Source organism: Hymenobacter sp. GOD-10R (assembly GCF_035609205.1).
Taxonomy (GTDB): domain Bacteria; phylum Bacteroidota; class Bacteroidia; order Cytophagales; family Hymenobacteraceae; genus Hymenobacter.
The window spans coordinates 37,852-55,238 of the sequence record NZ_CP141184.1 but is presented as its reverse complement, the minus strand read 5'-3'; the positions used below and the strand labels follow the sequence as shown (position 1 = coordinate 55,238).

6 protein-coding genes are annotated in these 17,387 nt (G+C 56.3%); 3 read left to right on the top strand and 3 right to left on the bottom strand.

What is annotated here, in order from left to right; genetic code table 11:
* Positions 1-8: 8 nt before the first annotated feature.
* Entirely contained in the window at positions 9-2,732 is a 2,724-nt protein-coding gene (locus tag SD425_RS00215) for a 4-alpha-glucanotransferase (protein ID WP_324674166.1), read from the bottom strand.
* A 378-nt stretch (positions 2,733-3,110) separates the two neighbouring features.
* Between SD425_RS00215 and SD425_RS00210 the strand changes: the two genes are divergently transcribed.
* Together SD425_RS00210 and SD425_RS00205 are read left to right on the top strand one after the other, a co-directional pair.
* Entirely contained in the window at positions 3,111-8,246 is a 5,136-nt protein-coding gene (locus SD425_RS00210) for a translocation/assembly module TamB domain-containing protein (protein ID WP_324674163.1), read from the top strand.
* A 97-nt stretch (positions 8,247-8,343) separates the two neighbouring features.
* Positions 8,344-10,815, top strand: coding sequence for a BamA/TamA family outer membrane protein (locus tag SD425_RS00205; RefSeq protein WP_324674161.1), 2,472 nt, complete (start codon positions 8,344-8,346; stop codon positions 10,813-10,815).
* 88 nt (positions 10,816-10,903) lie between these two features.
* Here SD425_RS00205 and SD425_RS00200 read toward each other — a convergent pair whose 3' ends face one another.
* Together SD425_RS00200 and SD425_RS00195 are read right to left on the bottom strand one after the other, a co-directional pair.
* Positions 10,904-12,034, bottom strand: a complete 1,131-nt coding sequence (locus SD425_RS00200; RefSeq protein ID WP_324674159.1) for a hypothetical protein — start codon at positions 12,032-12,034, stop codon at positions 10,904-10,906.
* A gap of 298 nt (positions 12,035-12,332) precedes the next feature.
* Complete coding sequence (locus SD425_RS00195) at positions 12,333-12,998, bottom strand: YceI family protein (RefSeq protein ID WP_324674157.1); 666 nt, start codon at positions 12,996-12,998, stop codon at positions 12,333-12,335.
* A 236-nt stretch (positions 12,999-13,234) separates the two neighbouring features.
* On the opposite strand from SD425_RS00195, the gene SD425_RS00190 reads away from it, so the two are divergent.
* A complete protein-coding gene (locus SD425_RS00190) occupies positions 13,235-17,308 on the top strand; it encodes an FG-GAP-like repeat-containing protein (protein ID WP_324674156.1) in 4,074 nt (1,357 codons plus the stop codon).
* The last annotated feature ends 79 nt before the right edge of the window (positions 17,309-17,387 follow it).

Here is a 17,387-nt window from a genome sequence, read left to right as displayed (position 1 = left end):
TCTACGCCTTAACGAGACCTTGCATTATCATTGACCAATAATCGAACAGCTTGGTTAAATCCTGTTTTATCCAGAAGTTCTTCTAAGTTTAGATGCAGGCGGTATTTCCAAAAATGCTGGGGATTAGCCGGCACGTTGATCTGTTCCGCTTGAGGGTTTTCGTGGCGTAGCTGCGTGTCTAGCGCCAGCAAATCTTGCAAGGGGAAGATGGCCCACATAGCTGGCGACGCCAAGTGCTGCTCGATGATCTCGCGGATTACCCATGGCTCACAATAGTAAGGAGCCTGCTGGCCCCAATGACCTAGCTGATGCTCGAAGAAGCGCTGCGTAAGGGCTCGGTCTTCTTCCCACCAGCCGCGTAGTGTGCTCATATCGTGGCTGCCAGGGCTGACCACAGACAAATACGGTGCAGCAGCAGGGTTGCCAAACTCTACGTTGGGGTCGGAGGGCATGCGCTGGATGTTCAGGCCTAGCATGCCTAGCTCGCGCATGACGCCCGGCACCGAGGCAGGCACCATACCTAGGTCTTCGCCGCAGATGAGCATATTGGTAGCATAGCGCACCGGGGGCAGCTTCACCAAGCCTTGCTGCCGCCAAAACTCATCGTGGCGACGGAAGAAGAAGTCATCGTACAGCTCCTTAAGGCGATGCTGCGTGTGGCCATCCAGCTCGTGGAACGATACACTCAAGTGCAACGTGATGCGCGGATGATAGAAGTCGGGCTCATCAGCGGGCACAAACAGCACCTCGTTCGGAAGCTTGTAGAGGTTGGTGCGCAGCCAGCGGTAGTGATCGGCATTGCTAGGGTCCTCCTTGATCTTTTGCTCAAATACTTCCTCCATCTGGCGCTGCGTACGCACGTGCTCTTTCAGGCGGAAGATACCGTGGTCGACAGCGTCCAAGAACTCTTCGTACACGGCCTGAGCTTGTTCGCGGAACAAGTCGGTGAGCATGTGCCAACGGATGTAAGGCTCGCATAGACGGCCATAGTCGAACCAGCCGATGCGCTGCTCTATCTCGTGGCGGTGCAAGGGCAAAGCGGGTGCGAAGTGGCCTAGCAATCCTTCGACGGAGTGGCCGGGAATCTCCCAGATGCGGAAGAAGCCTAGGATATGATCGATACGCAAGGCATCGAAGTAGCGGGCTAGGTGCCCCATGCGCTGCTTCCACCACGCGTAGCCATCTTCCGCCATCCGCTCCCAGTTGTAGGTTGGAAAGCGCCAGTTTTGGCCGGTGAGGGAGAAATCATCCGGCGGGGCACCGGCCTGACGGTCCATGTGGTAGAGCTCGGGCTGGGTCCAGGCATCCACGGAGTGGCGGTAAATACCGATGGGCAAGTCGCCCTTCACCACTACACCTTTACTACGGGCATAATCAACGGCCTCGCGCAGCTGCTTATCGAGGTGAAACTGCGTGAAGAAGTGCAAGCCAAACTCGTCGAAATCAGGCTGATCTTCGCGGGTAAGCTCGGCAGCTAGCGTGGGCGTGCGGTACTCGTCAGGCCACTGATTAAAGTCGGCCGTGCCGAATCGGTCACGCAGGGCAGAGAAGGCTGCATAGGGTACCAGCCACGATTTCTGCTCTTCGCGGAACGCCTGAAACGCTGGATCGGCTAGAAAGCTAGCTTTTTCCTGCTGATACAAAGACTTGATGAACTTCCACTTAGTATTCATTACCGGCTCATAGTCCACGAAGTCGCGGCCATTAAGTTCGGTCCGTGATTGTGCCAGTTCCTGTTGGTCGGCGGGATTAGCTAATGTCGCCACTGCCTCCAGGTTGAGGTATTGCGGGTGCAGTGCAAACACCGAAATAGCAGCATACGGATACGAATCGACCCAGGTGTGCGTGGCGGTGGTGTCGTTGATGGGCAGCACCTGCACCATCTTCAGGCCCGTAGCCACGGCCCAATCAACTAACAGTTTTAGGTCAGGAAACTCCCCTACTCCTAGGCCCTGCTGACTCCGCAGGGAAAATACCGGCAACGCCACACCTGCGCCGCGCCAGTTGCCGGTCGTGTAGCGGAACCGCTCGTCGGCTAGCACCTGTAGCGTTTTTTCTTCGCTCTGTGGCTGAATCAGGCGGTCGTCGCCTCCTTCCAGTTCCACTATCTGCTGCGCTTGCGGGTCCCAGATGCCGTACTTGTACTTCGTAGTTTGGTCGGGGTGAGCCAACGCCACATCGGCAGCCCATGTCGGGTAAGCGGCGTCGCTGAGCACCAACGCTTTGCTAGCATCCCAGGCACCTAGGGCAGGGTCGGAGCCGAGCACACATACTTGGTAGTTCGTGTCGACGCGCGGGGCGAGCAACTGGAAGCGCACAGCGGGCTTATTACCGGCAGCGGGGGAGCTTGCCATACTCACTTCCGCACTCGGGCGGCGCATGAGGGCCTGAGTGAAAGCAGCAGTCACCAACTCGTTTTCGGGCTCCGCCGGTGGGCGCCAATACTCCTTCAGCTCAATGACTTTGTACTGGCTACCGTCGTAATCGAGGGTGCGGTTGGGGCCCCACTCCCAATGCAGCGTTTCAGAGTCCACCAGAATGTATTTGTAGCTGATGGTACCCGCCGAGGCGTCGGGCAGGGTGATTTCGTGATGCCAACGGCCGGAGGCTTCGTCGTAGTGGAGGGCTAGGGCTTGCTCGGCAGCCCACTGGCCTAGGCTAGGCTCGGAGCCGCACACGAGTAGCCGCTGACCCCAAGCGGTGCGGAAGGGAAGAGAAAAGCGAAGAATCATGCGCAAGATAAAACGGAGTGGGACGACAAGTTAGCAGAGTTCAAGGGGGTGAAGAGCAATGCTTGGCGCTATAACGGCCTTCGGGCGCTTACGTTGGTAGCCGGACAAGCGGTTTGTTCTCTACTTCTTTAGTCGAATAACTCCTCCCAAACACTAGTCTGTGGGAAAAATAATGCAACCAGTCACTAATAAATAGACGCCTAGTTCAGCAAATGAGCAGTTGCAAACGATTGAGGGAAAAGGAACTACAGCAGAACCATAACTTATACGGGCTATTTTTCGTTGGCTCATGCTGAACCCTAGCCCATCTGAGCCATTAGTACTGCATCCACTTACGCCCGTCGCGGCCTCTACATTGTATTGGGGCTGCTCGCCTTCGTGCTGCTACTTGTCGTCATAGTAGTGGTAGCATTGCAGTTTCCGGCTACCCAAGATTTTGCGGCCCGGCAAGCCGAGAGCTACCTCCACAAGAAGCTCGGCACAGAGGTCCGCATCGGTAAATTCCGTACAGACTTCCGCCATGCTATTTCGCTCGACAACGTTTATCTGGAAGACCAGCAGAAGGATACCTTGCTGTCGGTTGGGCACCTAGGCGTTGATATCGACCTGTGGGCTCTGACGAAGTCACAGATTAATGTGAGCTCAGTGGAGCTCAATGATGGCACCGTGCACATCAAGCGCACCGAGCCCGATAGTGTTTCCAACTACGACTTCATCGTGGCGGCCTTTGCCACCGGCGATACCACGACTACGACACCAGCCGACACGACTAGTAGTGGCTTTAAATACAACATTGGCGATGCCCGCCTGACCAACATCTACCTGACCTACGATGATCAGGTGGAAGGGATGAACGTACGGGGCCGCGTAGGCGAATTGGCCGTGGCGATGGACGAAGTGGATGTCGATAAGTCTATTTATAAGATCGATGAAGCGAAGCTCAGCCGTACGGGCATCAACATCACCCAGAGCAAAACCGCCCCGCCGGATACGGCTGCCAGTGAGCCTCTTACCCTGACCCTAGGTCTGAAAAAAGCTAACCTCGATACGGTGAGCTTGACCTACCGTAATAGCCCATCGGCGCAGTACATTGATACCCGGATTGGAGCAGCAGAGATTACGGCTAATAACATCGACCTCATCAACTCGCGCGTTGACCTGAACACGCTCACGTTGCGCAACAGCAGCTTTGCTTACGCTCAAAACGAGAACGTACCCACCGAGAAGCGCTTAGTAAACCCCGCCGAAGCGGTGCGCGACCTGAACGAATCGGTGGAAACCGCTACGGGCCAGGAGGCCAATTGGGTAGTGACGCTGAAGAAATCGGACGTGAGCAACCTAGCTGTGGCCTTCGACAACTTCGACGAGCCCAAGCAGCGCACCCGCGTGCCCGCCATGGACTACAACCACTTGAAGTTCACGGATCTTAAACTGGCTACCGACAACCTATTTTACTCGGAGAACCGCACCACGGGCCGCATTAACGAGCTAGCCGGTAAGGAGCAGAGTGGCTTCCAAATTGAACATACTGAGGCCGATGTGGTGTTCGACTCCGTCGAAACTCGCCTTGATAACCTCGACCTCATCACGCCCCATACACGCATCCGCCGCACCTTGGCCATGCGCTACAAGTCACTGAGCGGCATTGCTGATGACATTCCGAATCTAGGCCTAGAAGGTGACTTCCGCGAAACGCGCCTCGGCTTCCGCGACATTCTGTACCTAGCTCCTGACCTAGCTAGCACGCCGCCATTCACTACGGGCCCCAACCAATCGGTGCTGCTCAGCGGCTTGGTGAGCGGGCGCGTGGGCGACCTTCAGATCAAGAACTTAGACTTTGTAGGCTTCCGTAATACCACGCTCAAAGCTAGTGGCCGCATCCAGGGATTGCCCGAAACGGACCGGCGCTTATACACCAACATTAGCATCCGGCAGTTTACCACCTCCGACGCCGACATTCGCAGCCTCGTTCCCAAAGGCACCATCCCAGCGGGCTATTCGCTGCCACCACGCATTGCGGCTTCGGGCACTTTCAAAGGGCGCCCAACAGCGCTGGTGTTCGATACCGACTTGAAGGTCAATACAGCCTATGGTAACGCAACAGCCGTGGTAAACATGGGCTCAGGCCCGCAAGGACGAGAGCCAATTGCCGCGCGTTTCAACGTGCAAGGATTCGACGTGGGCAAAGTGCTGCGGGACCCTACCATTGGCAAAGTAACGACCAGCGGCACCTTCAACGGTCGTGGCCTCGACCCGGCCACGATGCAGGGCAAACTAGTAGCCACGGTGCAAAGCGCACGTTACCAGAACTACACGTACCGCGGCATTGCAGCGACGGTGAACATCGACCGCAACCGCTACGTGATAGATGCCAAGAGCCAACGTGACCCGAACCTAGCATTCAACCTGAACGGAACCGTGAACCTGCGCAACGCCAATGTGCCTTCGTATGCGTTCAACGTGAACCTGAAAGGCGCGAACCTCACGAAGCTAGGTTTCTACACGGGCGGCGACTTGCGCGTGCAGGGTGAGCTCACAGCTGACCTCAGCGGCGCCGATGCCAACTCCATTAACGGCACCTTCAGCGGGCGCAACGTGGTGATTGTGCGCGACAACCAGCCTATTGCCCTAGAAACTCTGAACGGCAGCTTGGTGCAGAAGCCCGGCCGCACAGAATTGGTTTTTGACTCCAACGTATTCAAGGCAAACCTAGCTGGCAACACTGCTCTTGGCGACGTAGCCACGGTACTCCAAGAGCACATCGACCGTTACTTCGACCTGCCCGGCGTACGCTATCGGCCGGGTGGTCCTGCACGCAACTTCGACTTTAGTGTCGCCTTGCTCGACTCGCAATTTGTAAGAAGGCTCGTACCAGGGCTCAAGCAAATTTCGCCCTTCGACCTGACGGGTAGCTTCGACAGCCGCGCCGCTAACCTGACGGTAAAATCACGCATTCCGGTTATCGTGTACACGGGCTACCGGCTCGATTCGCTGCGCCTCAACGTATCGTCGGATGCGGAGAAGCTGGACTACTCGTTGCGGCTGCGGCAGGCCTCGCAAGACACGAGCTTGCGCTTGCCCAATCCTACCCTCACTGGCAGCATCGCCGATAACAAAGTGGGCACGCACCTGCGCATTGCGGAAGGCGACAGCACAACTATGCTTGATGTAGCCGGCATCTTGCAGGTGCTAAACAACGCTAATACGTACGCCTTCAGCTTCGACCCCAAATTGGTGCTCAGCAACCAGCGCTGGACGGTTGGCCCTGATAACCAAATAGCTTATACTTTATCGAGCGGTGCTATTCGGGCTGACAATGTTCGCTTAAGCCAGGGCAACCAGTTCATTGAGTTGCAAACCTTGGCCGGCGCGGAGTATCCGCTGCAAGCTAGGCTCGGTAACCTCGACCTAAATACGCTTGCCAAGGCCGCAGGTCAACCCGACTCACTTTACAACGGCACTCTGAACGGGCAAGCCGTGGTACGAGCAATTGGGCAGCCCCGCATGGCCTTCACCGCCGACGTAGCTCTGAACAGCTTTGCTTACAACAAAACGGCCATCGGCGACCTGACGCTGAAAGCCACTAACCCGAGCGCCGACCGTTACCTAGTGGATGCCCGCCTGACGGGCGGCCCCGGCAACAGCGACGTGCGCGTGACCGGCTCCTACTTAGCTAATGGCGCCCTCGATATGGCTGTGAACATGGCTCGGTTCAACATCGACATCATCGAGCCGTTCTCGGCAGGGCAGTTGCAGGAAATGAGTGGCTACCTCAGCGGCGACCTAGCCGTGACGGGTACCGTAAGCGCGCCCCAAATTCGGGGTACGGTGAACACCAACGACGCCGGCTTCACACTCACCCAGCTTGGCTCGCCCTTCACCCTGCCCAACGAAAGCCTTGTGCTGGATGACCGGGGCATCGCTTTCAACAGTTTCACCATTCTGGACTCGCTGCGCAACAAGGCGGTGGTAGATGGCTACATTCTCACGAATAATTACACCGACATCAACACCTACCGCTTGCAGTTGCGGGCCGTCACGAAAGACTTTATTGCTGTGCAAAGCTCGGCCCGTGAAAATGAGCTTTACTACGGCAAGCTTGTAGTCGACTCGGATACGCGCATCTCGGGTACCATCAACTTGCCGGTGATACGCACTACGGCTACCATCGTAGAGCCTTCGAACCTTACGGTGGTGGTGCCCAACGACGAAGCGGGTAAAGTGGAGAGCGACGGGATTGTGGAGTTTGTGGACTTAAGCGCGCCGATTGATACCATGCTTCAGCGCCAAGCGAAGATAAATTCAGCCCAAACAGCTAGTGGCTACAACGTATCGGCTACCATTACCGTCACCGACGCCACGCCCTTCACGATTCTCGTTGACCCTATTTCTGGCGACAACTTGCAGGTACGCGCTAATGGTACGCTGAGCACCAGCATCGACCAAGCCGGCAGCATCACGCTCAGTGGCCGCTTGGAAGTGGACAGAGGCCGCTACCACATGTCGCTCTACAACCTAACGGAGCGTGATTTCGACATTGCTAAAGGCAGCTCTCTTACCTGGAGTGGCGACCCTTACAATGCCTTGGTTGATGTATCGGCTATTTACAACGTGAAGGCGGCGCCCGCCGAGCTCTTGGCCGGCCAAGGCGCTACCAACTCCGACCCGACACTGCGCAACGCAGTTCCTTTCCGGGTATTCCTGAACGTGGATGGCGATTTGCTCAAGCCGCTCATCAGCTTCGATATCAAGCTGCCAGAGGATACCCGCGTCGCTACCGCCCGCGACCAAATCGAAGCCCGCCTAGCCCAGCTACGCGAACCTAGCCAGGCCGATGCCTTGAACAAGCAGGTATTCTCGCTACTGGTGCTGAACCGCTTCCTGGCTGAAAATCCTTTCCAATCGAGCAGTGGTAGCCTTGTGAATGAGCAGCTTCGTGGCAGCGCCAGTCAGGTGCTCACGCAGCAGCTCAACAACCTGACCGGCAGCTACCTCTCCAACCTAGGGGTAGAGCTAGGGGTGAACTCGCAGGCCGACTTCTCCTCGGGAGCTGAGAAAACCCGCACCGACTTGAACGTGGCCGTGCGCCGGCAGCTGTTCAATGACCGCGTGACCGTCCGCCTCGGCACCGACGTGCCCTTGGCCGGCGGCAACCAAGCCTCCAACGGTCAACAGAGCGTAAGCAGCTTTGCGGGCGACGTGAGCGTGGAATACGACATTCTGGCCAACGGCCGCCTACGTCTGCGGGCTTACCGCAACAACGCGTATGGCGACATCGACGGGCAATATGTACGCAACGGCGCCTCGCTGATTTTCCAGCGTGACTACCAGAACCTAGCTGACTTGTTCAAGGGCGTTGATAAGAACCTGAAGGAAGAACGCAAGCAAGGTCGCCAACAAGAAAAACAAGAGAAAAAGGCGGCACAGGACTCGGCCAAAACGGTCGCCAATGACCCACGCCGCGACTCGACCCGGACGCGCACCGTATCGCAGACGACCGGCGCGGGTCGGTAGAGGTACCACCTAGGCGGGGCCGCATTCTTCGTTGCGGCCCCGCTTGGCGCTTATTTGCAAATGATCATACATGAGTGATAGTAAACCGGACTCCCCTATGCGGCCCATTCAACACCTGCGCTTTTTCCTCGGAACCAGTTCGCAATGGGCGTGCAATCATTTGATGCTCAATACAAAGAACCATACTACCTCTAAGCGTTCGGGTAAGCAGTGGCTAGGCTTAGGGCTAGCTAGCTTGGTCTTGGCGGGCTGCAGCGGCACCAAGTTCATCCCCGACGACGCCAAGCTTTACACGGGCAGCACCGTCAAGGTCAAGTCGCAATTCCCGATCAAGAATGAGTCGGATCTGACCACCACGCTCGAAGCGGTTATTGCGCCCAAGCCCAACAGCTCGCTCCTAGGTATGCGGCCGAAGCTCTACTTCTGGCACATGGGCGTGGGCAAAACCAAGGGCCTAGGTCACTGGCTTGCCAACAAGTACGGCGAGGAACCCGTGCTGCTGAGCAAAGTCGACACGAACAACGTGAAAGGCTTGATGGTGAACCGCCTGAACAACAACGGCTACTTCCACCCGACCGTCAGCAGTAAGGTGCAGGTGAAGGACAAGACGGCCTCAGTCGACTACACGGCCACCATCAATAAGCCGTACGTTATCAAGGAGATTCACTTTCCAGAGCCTACTTCGCTCGTTAACCGCGCCATCAAAGGCACCGAAACGGGCTCGTTGCTGAAAGTTGGGGACCCATATACGCTGCAAACGTTCGTCAATGAACGGGTACGCATCGATGGGGTCCTGAAAAATCAGGGCTACTATTACTTCTCGCCCGACATGATCCTGTTTCAGGTGGATAGCACCCTGGACAACCAGGCGAACGTGTACCTGAAGATCAAGGACAACACGCCCGCCCAGGCCACCAAGCCTTATATCCTGAACCGGGTAACGCTCAATACCGACTACTCGCTGGCGGATACTGCTTCTAGGGGCCGCCAGCCGATCCTATACCGGGGCTACCGCTATTTTCCCGACGAGTCGGTGTTTAAGGCCAAAGCTATTATCAACACCGTCTTCCTCTACCCCGATAGCCTTTACCGCCGCCGCCGCTCCGACCAGACGCTCAGCCGTTTGATGAGCCTAGGCACCTTCAAGTTCGTGGATGTGCGCTACCGGCCCGCTCGCGGTGCCGCTGATTCGGCGGGCTACGGACGTCTGAACGCTTTCGTGCGCATGACCCAGGTGCCGAAGAAGTCACTACGGGCGGAGCTCCAGATGAACACGTCGAGCATCTTCGCCGGACCTAGCTTTGTGTTGCAGTACCGCAACCGCTCGGCTCTGCGCGGTGCCGAGCAGTTACTTATCAACGCCAACGCTTCGCTGGAGACAGGTCGTGGCGCCTTATCGGGCGTTACATCTACGCAGTACGGCATCGACGGGCAGCTGCTGGTGCCGCGTCTCATCACGCCGCCTTTCGACATACGCCTCGTCAACTCCGACTTTCAGCCGCGCACGTTTTTCAATGCCGGCTTTAAATACGTGTTGCGCACCGATTTCTTCCAGCAAACCGTGTACAACCTAGGCTATGGCTACAGCTGGAAAACCAAGCTTACGAACGAGCAGCAATTTCAACCCATTGATTTACAGTATGCTCGCCTGTCTACGGAGCCTCGGTTCGACAGAATTTTGGCGGAACGGCCTTTCCTTGAGAATAGCTTTCGTCAGCAGTTCATCCTGGGAAGCAGCTATCGTTATACCTACAACCAGCAGGTACTGGAGCAGCAACGTAATCAGATCTACTTTAGCGGCGGCCTAGAAGTGTCGGGTAACTTGGCTTATTTGCTGCAAAACATAGGGGGTGCTACCAAGGAAGCAACTGCCGACGGTCGTAGTGCTTTCGCTTTGTTTGGCCAGCAATACTCACAGTATTCGAAAATTGACCTGGAGTTCCGAAACTACTACCGCACTTCGGCTAATGCATCTAGCGGCAATAAGATTGCCACGCGCTTGCTCATCGGCGCTGGCTTACCTTACCTGAACTCCAATGTGATGCCTTACCTGCGGCAGTACGGCATTGGCGGCCCCAACAGTGTGCGCGCCTTCAATGCGCGCGGCATTGGCCCTGGCACTTACCGCTCAACGGATGCTGACCGCAAAAGCAACAACAGCTACTACGACCAGGTGGGTGATATTCGCCTGGAAGCCAATGTAGAATACCGTCAAGATTTGTTTCCCTATGTGAAAGGTGCCCTGTTCGTGGATGCCGGCAACGTGTGGCTGATGAACAAGGATCCTAGCCGCGTGACGTACACCGTAGGTGAAGGTGGCCAAGCTGTTCCCGACGGCAAGAACGGTCAATTCCAGCTTAACAGCTTCATGAAAGAGCTAGCCGTAGGCGCCGGCGCCGGTATCCGCATCGACGTGCAGTTCTTCGTGATTCGTCTCGATGCTGCTTATCCGCTCGTATATCCTTACGATAATACCGCTACCTATACTGTTGGCAATGACACTTATTCCGAAGGAAATACCGGCTTTAAGGCGGTTAAACTGAACGTCGCCATCGGCTATCCTTTCTAGAAGCCTAGCTAAGTAAATACCCAAAGCGCCGGCCGCAACTACAAATAGTGGTTGGGGCCGGCGCTTTAGTTTTACGAAGTATCCTAGGTTACCCCTTTGGTATTGAGGTTAAGATGGGCGCTATAATCTTGGGGATCGGTATACCGGGCGTGATTATCCGTTCGCGCAATTCTACATCGACAGCGGCAGGCACAATCCCCCTGGCGTCGGTGAAGAGAACGACAAAAGGTGCGTTGGCCACCACGTAAAAGGGCTGTAGCTTGTAAATGCCCGGCTGGGTCCCTACCATCGGTGCCGTGCAACGGATGGGCTGAATAGCACCGGCGGCTAGCCCGGTAAAGGGCTGGGTAGAATTCAGCAACGTATCCGATACTTGCCCATCAGGTGCGGTGATGCGTACCCCCAGACGCGCCGCATGGGCCGGATAATCGCCCACATTACGAACGGCAAAATCTACCGTTAGCGGTTGTCCTACCCGGCGCACACCGTCGGAGCCGGTCGGCGGAGCGAGGGTGATACCTTGATGCAAGACCAGATCCAGGTAGCTAGGCTTGGTGATTTCGGTTAGTGCATCGGGGTGCAGGGGGTCGAGCTCCAGCTGCACGAAGTAGCCGCGGTACGTTTCACCCGCCGAAGTTCCGTCCGCATGGCAGTGCTTGAGCGGATGATCAGGGGTGTCGATATCCACTAGTATCTCTTCATCTGGATGGTTGGAGTCATAGATAAACAACCGATGCAGACCATTGCTGTCGTCGTAGCCGTAGCACAGCGTCTGGTGGCCGATAGGGTCACCATCCCGATCAGAGCGCAGCCCTAGCAGAATGAACTTACCTTGATCAATAGCCCGCTTAATTTTGGGAAACTCGTCGTTTAGGGCCCAGTTGTAGTTATCGCGGCGGCCGATCCAGGGAGCCGTGATGAACGGGCCAGCACTGGCAAACGACGACATTTGCAGGTTGAAGATATAGGTCCGAAGCCGGCTGTTATTTGGAGGTACACCCTGGTCAAGCAATTGGCCTTGATCCAGGTAGCCCGGCCAGTAGCCAGCACCGCCCTGGTGGGTAGGAATGGGCAGGTGATGGCGGGCGTAGTTGAACACCGCTAAGGCCATACCACCGCATAATCCCTTGGTTTTGATAACGCCCAAAACCTGGTTGGTGAAATCATTACGGAAGTGAAACCCATTTCGGCCCGGATGAAAATCTAGCTTCTTAAGCATGGCAATAAGAATAAAAGGGGTGGAAGATAGCAGCTCCTGATTGCGACAAATCTTGGGCGGCGCCTACCCCATCTCTTGCCACTGTCAGCCTGTGTGTACCGCATCAGTAGATAGTCGTGCAGGCGTCTGCTGATGTAGTAAAGGTACATCACGCAACTGCGCTACGGTATCGCATAAACATGTGAATCCTTTGTCTACTAATTAGTTATCACAAAATAGAGTTTATTGTAATAGGCACACAAAAGCCCCGGCCACACCTGCGTGACCGGGGCTTTTGTGTACTGCGAAGCTAGCTTTGCTACTTATTGCTAGCTACGGCCGCGGGTTGCTTGGCAATCACGTTGAAGGTCATGGTGAAGTCGTTGTCAATCACTTTATCACCTAGGTTTTCGAAGAACGACTGCGAGCGAAACTTGATGTCGTACTTGGTGCGGTCGACGGTGGCGGTGCCGCTAGCAGCCGCTAGGCCATTCTTCACGCCTACTTTAGCTGGGAAGGTGATGCTGTTGGTGATGCCCTTGATGGTTAAGTCGCCGGTCACGGTCATGTTATCGGCATCGGCGGCAGCACCTTTGATGGGCGCGAGGCCCGTGATTTTGAAGGTGGCCGTGGGGTTCTTCTCCACGCTGAAGAAATCATCAGACTTGAGGTGACCTACGAGCTTGCCGTTACCGCCTGCATCCTTAATGTCCTCGTCCTTCAGAGTCGTCATGTCTACGACGAACGTGCCGCCGGTTACTTGGCTACCCTTTACCAGCACTTCGCCTTCTTTGAAATCTACGGTGCCGTTGTGTTGGCCCGTCACCTTTTTGCCCACCCAGCCGAGGGTGCTGAGCTGGGGCTCTAGCTTGTATGCCGTAGCCGTAGCAGCAGTAGTCGAAGTCTTTTTCGCGGCCATCTTCTGCGCCGAAGCTGGCGCGGCGAACAATGCGCCAACGAGGAGGAGGGGTAGCAGAGCTTTCATGAGGAAAAGAGGTTAGAAAGGTTGGTAGATCCGAGGGAGGTGTTGATTGTCAACGGCTTCAAGGTACAGTTATTTCCTAAATCATGTATCGACATGTAGTTATTCTTGCGTCCCACCGAGAGGAAAGTGCAGCTATGTGAATTATGTTATTTAATTATAATTTTTCACTTGAACAAGATCCTCGGTTCTATATTGCCGTAAATCAATCACTTGTAAGTCTACCACACCTTGGCTATATGATACCAACCACTACCCTAGCTACTCGGCTGCTCACGCTGGCAGGAGCTGTGCTACTCACTGCCCGTTCTGAGCCAGTACCGCTAGCTACTGTTGCGGCACCTCCCACAGGCAAGAGCCAAGTTCCCCAACCTTTTGATAGTCGACCACTTACGCCGCACATCATGCCTGTACCAGCCGATACATCGGCATCAGGTATAGCGGGCGCCTTGGCCGACGTGCGCCACCGTTCCTACTTCCTAGCTCCGGCGCCGCAAGCGCCCACTGCCCGCATAGCCGACAATGCAGCCCAGCACCTCACAGCCCAGCTCGGCGCCACGACTTACACCATAGCAGCGGCTCCGTCGCCTTCTGCCCTACCACGGCCAGGGGAGCCGGCTCCGCTACGGGCTGCTTCGAAGCCGGCTTGGCAGGTACGCTTTGCGTTGCGCGGCATTGGCCGAAACGGGAAGGTTTCCTTCCAGCCACAGGAAGGCGTGGCAAGCACCAGTACCGACACCACCGTAGCGTACCGACACGGCAACGCCTTCTCCGTCGACTACCTGAACTCGCCGGCCGGCGTGCGCCAAAACTACCACCTAGCCCAGCGCCCTACCGGCGCCACGGGCTCGGTGCAAGTACTGCTGGACCTAGATACCAAGCTCCGCGTACAAGCTGAGGGCAACCAGGCGCTGAGCTTTACCAACGCCAAAGAATCTGTGTTGCGCTACTCGGGCCTGAAAGCCTGGGATGCCGCCGGCCGCGCACTACCGGCGTGCTTAGCTTTGCAGGCCAATGGGCACGCGCTGGCCTTGGAAGTCGATGACGCCCAAGCTAGGTACCCGATTACCATTGACCCGCTGGCCAGCACCCCTAGCACGACGCTAAGCGAACCAGATGGCTTTTACTTCGGGGAACATATAGCCAGCGCCGGCGACGTAAACGGTGATGGGTATGCCGATGTTATTATTGGTGCTTTTAGAAAGGCGTATGTATACCTAGGTAGTAGCACTGGCTTAAACTCGACGGCGGCGGCAAGGCTTAGTGACCCCACCGGAGACGCTTCTTCCAACTTCGGCAACAGCGTAGCCGGTGCCGGTGATGTGAACAGCGACGGCTACGCAGATGTGGTCATCGGGGCCAACTATGCTACTAATTATCAAGGCAAAGCTTACGTGTACCTAGGTAGCCGCACCGGCCTAAGCTCAACACCCAACACCGCCTTCACTGACCCAGCGGCGGCTACTAACGACTATTTCGGTATCAGCGTAGCGGGAGCCGGCGACGTGAACGGGGATGGCTATTCTGATATTGTAATCGGTGCTTCTGGCACCTCTAATAGTACTGGTCGCACCTATGTGTACCTAGGTAGCAGCAGCGGCACAAGATCAACTCCTAGCCTGACGCTAAACGAGCCCACCGGAAGCCCTTCTGCTTTTTTTGGCTATACCGTGGCGAGTGCCGGCGACATGAATGCTGATGGCTACGCTGATATCCTGGTCGGCAGCGTTGGCGTCAATGGCGGCCGCGGGCAGGTCCTTATGTATCTAGGCAGCTCCACGGGCCTCAATTCAACGCCGGGTGCCATCCTGAATGATGCAACTGCCTTGGGCGGCCATGGGTTTGGCTACAACGTAGATGGCGCTGGCGACGTGAACGGCGACGGCTACGCCGACGTACTTATCAGCGCGATAGGGCCAGGATATATCAGCCCTCCCCAACCTGCTCCTGCTATTTACCTGTACTTAGGCAACAGCACAGGTGTAAGCTCCACTCCCAGCACTAAGTTTACTGCTCCGGCCATAGGTGGTTTTCATGCAGGAGGCGCTGGGGATGTGAACGGAGATGGCTACGCCGATGTGCTTGTACAGGGAGCCAACGCCGCTCATCTGTATTTGGGAAGCAACACCGGCCTGCGTCCGACGCCTGCCCTCACCATAAATGACCCACTCGGAGGGTCCAACAACAACTTTGGTTCTGGCGTGGTTGGCGCCGGCGACATAAATGGCGACGGCTTTGCCGACGTGCTCGTAAGTAACTACTACATAGACAACGGAACTACCAATAGTAAAGGCAAAGTTTACCTCTACCTAGGTGGCTCCGGCGCCGTCTTGGCCAGTCCAACTACTAAATTTACTGACCCCTTATCCACCCAGAGCGACGCGCTAGGCCGTAGCGTAGCCAGCGCCGGTGACGTAAACGGGGATGGGTACACCGACATAATCATCGGGGCACTAGGCTCCAACTTTGCGCAGGGGCGGGCTTATATATATCTAGGGAGCAGTGCAGGTGTGAGCTCTACGCCTAGCACCATTCTAAGTGATCCAGGCGCCGCTAATTTCCATTATTTTGGCGCCAGTGTGGCTGGGGCCGGTGACGTGAACGGCGATGGGTACGCCGATGTGGTTGTTGGGGCTTACGGGCAAGAACGTGCTTACCTATACCTAGGTAGCAGCAGCGGCCTGCGTACCTCGCCCAGTGCTACGCTGCTTAGCCCTACCTTAGGTACTACTAGGTTTGGCTTGAGTGTGGCTGGCGCCGGAGATGTGAATGGCGATGGATACGCGGATGTACTTATTGCTGCTTCCTCTAGTGGCGATGGCAAAGCTTATTTATATGTAGGCGGTAGCACAGGACTGAATTCAACCCCTAGCTTAACCCTGAGCGTACCAGCAGCTGTTAACTTTGGCTCCAGTGTAGCGGGTGCCGGCGACGTCAATGGTGATGGATACGCGGACATACTTATTGGCGCTAACTACACTGATGGCCGTCGAGGCAGCGCCTACTTATTCTTAGGTAGCGGAACAGGCCTGAGTTCAACACCTAGCACGACGTTCACGGACCCGGCAACGGGTTCTACCGATGACTTTGGCATTAGCGTAGCCGGTGCTGGTGACGTAAACGGCGATGGGTACAGTGATATGCTCATCGGAGCACCAGGAGTTAACGCTTCCCGGGGTAGCACTTACCTATATTTGGGGCGCGCCGGCAGCGTGAGTACCATACCGGCTGCAACGTTGAACAACCTGGCCGCAGCCAACCAAGACCTATTTGGCTCTAGTGTGGCTGGTGCTGGTGATATCAACGGGGATGGCTATAGCGATGTGATCGTTGGGGCTTTCGCCGGGCTGAACCAAAGCAACCCTGGCTACTCGTATGTGTACCTGGGCGGAAATACTGGCTTAGATGCTACTGCGGGCATCCGCCTGAACGATCCGACAGCAGCTATCTTCAATGGATTTGGCATCAGTGTCGCTGGTGCTGGTGACATTAATGGAGATGGGTACAGCGATATACTTATCGGTGCTTATGGCGGTCTTAGTACCCAAACACAAGGAACCGCCTATTTGTACCTAGGCAACGAAGGCGGCGGAAGAGTAGGCCGTCTCCGCCTCTACAACCCCGACCTGACCACGCCATTAAGCCAGATGACGGTAAGCACCAACCAGTTCGGTATCGGACTGGTGGCTCGCTCCGCATTCGGGCGCGTGTGGGCGCGAGTGGTGTGGGAAGCTGTAGGTAATGGAGCACCTTTCTCCGGCACGCCCATTACCAACTCAGTTGCCGCCTCTGGTCGTGGCCCCTGGACCGATCTGACGACTGGTGCTGTAACTGAACTCAAGAGCCTCGTAACGAAGGCGGGAAAAACGACCCGCGTGCGGGCACGCCTCGAGTACGCTACGGCTTCGCTCCTAGCCCCGAATGCTCCTAGCAGCAATGGTACGGGCGGCGTAGGTGCCCTGCCGCGCTACAGCCCCTGGACCTACGTAGATGCCCAGCAGCTAGGCCAAAGCACTAACGGCGCTACGCCACTGCCCGTGCGGTCTGCCTCGACTACCTCCAAACAGCTGCAAGCCTATCCAAACCCCTTCACTCAGCAGCTCACCGTACGCCTGGAAGTGGAGCAAGCCGGGTCCGCCACGTTGCGCCTCACCGATGCCCTAGGTCGCGTGGTAGCCCAACGCGCACTTGTCTTGTCCCGTGGTACCACGACCCTGACGTTGGATGAAGCTAGCCTACTACGCCCTGGGGTGTACGTATTGCAACTGCAGCAAGGCTCCAAGCAGCAGACGTTCAGCATAGTACGGCAGTAGAAAAATAGCTCGTTCTTGAAACGCTTGCTTGTCACCCAGTCAAGATTGGTTAAGCGGGTAATCCTACTATATTTCGCAT

Coding starts and splice junctions, on each gene's coding strand:
- SD425_RS00205 (WP_324674161.1), top strand. CDS start 8,344: ATGCGGCCCATTCAACACCTGCGCTTTTTCCTCGGAACCAGTTCGCAA.
- SD425_RS00200 (WP_324674159.1), bottom strand. CDS start 12,034: ATGCTTAAGAAGCTAGATTTTCATCCGGGCCGAAATGGGTTTCACTTC.
- SD425_RS00195 (WP_324674157.1), bottom strand. CDS start 12,998: ATGAAAGCTCTGCTACCCCTCCTCCTCGTTGGCGCATTGTTCGCCGCG.
- SD425_RS00215 (WP_324674166.1), bottom strand. CDS start 2,732: ATGATTCTTCGCTTTTCTCTTCCCTTCCGCACCGCTTGGGGTCAGCGG.
- SD425_RS00190 (WP_324674156.1), top strand. CDS start 13,235: ATGATACCAACCACTACCCTAGCTACTCGGCTGCTCACGCTGGCAGGA.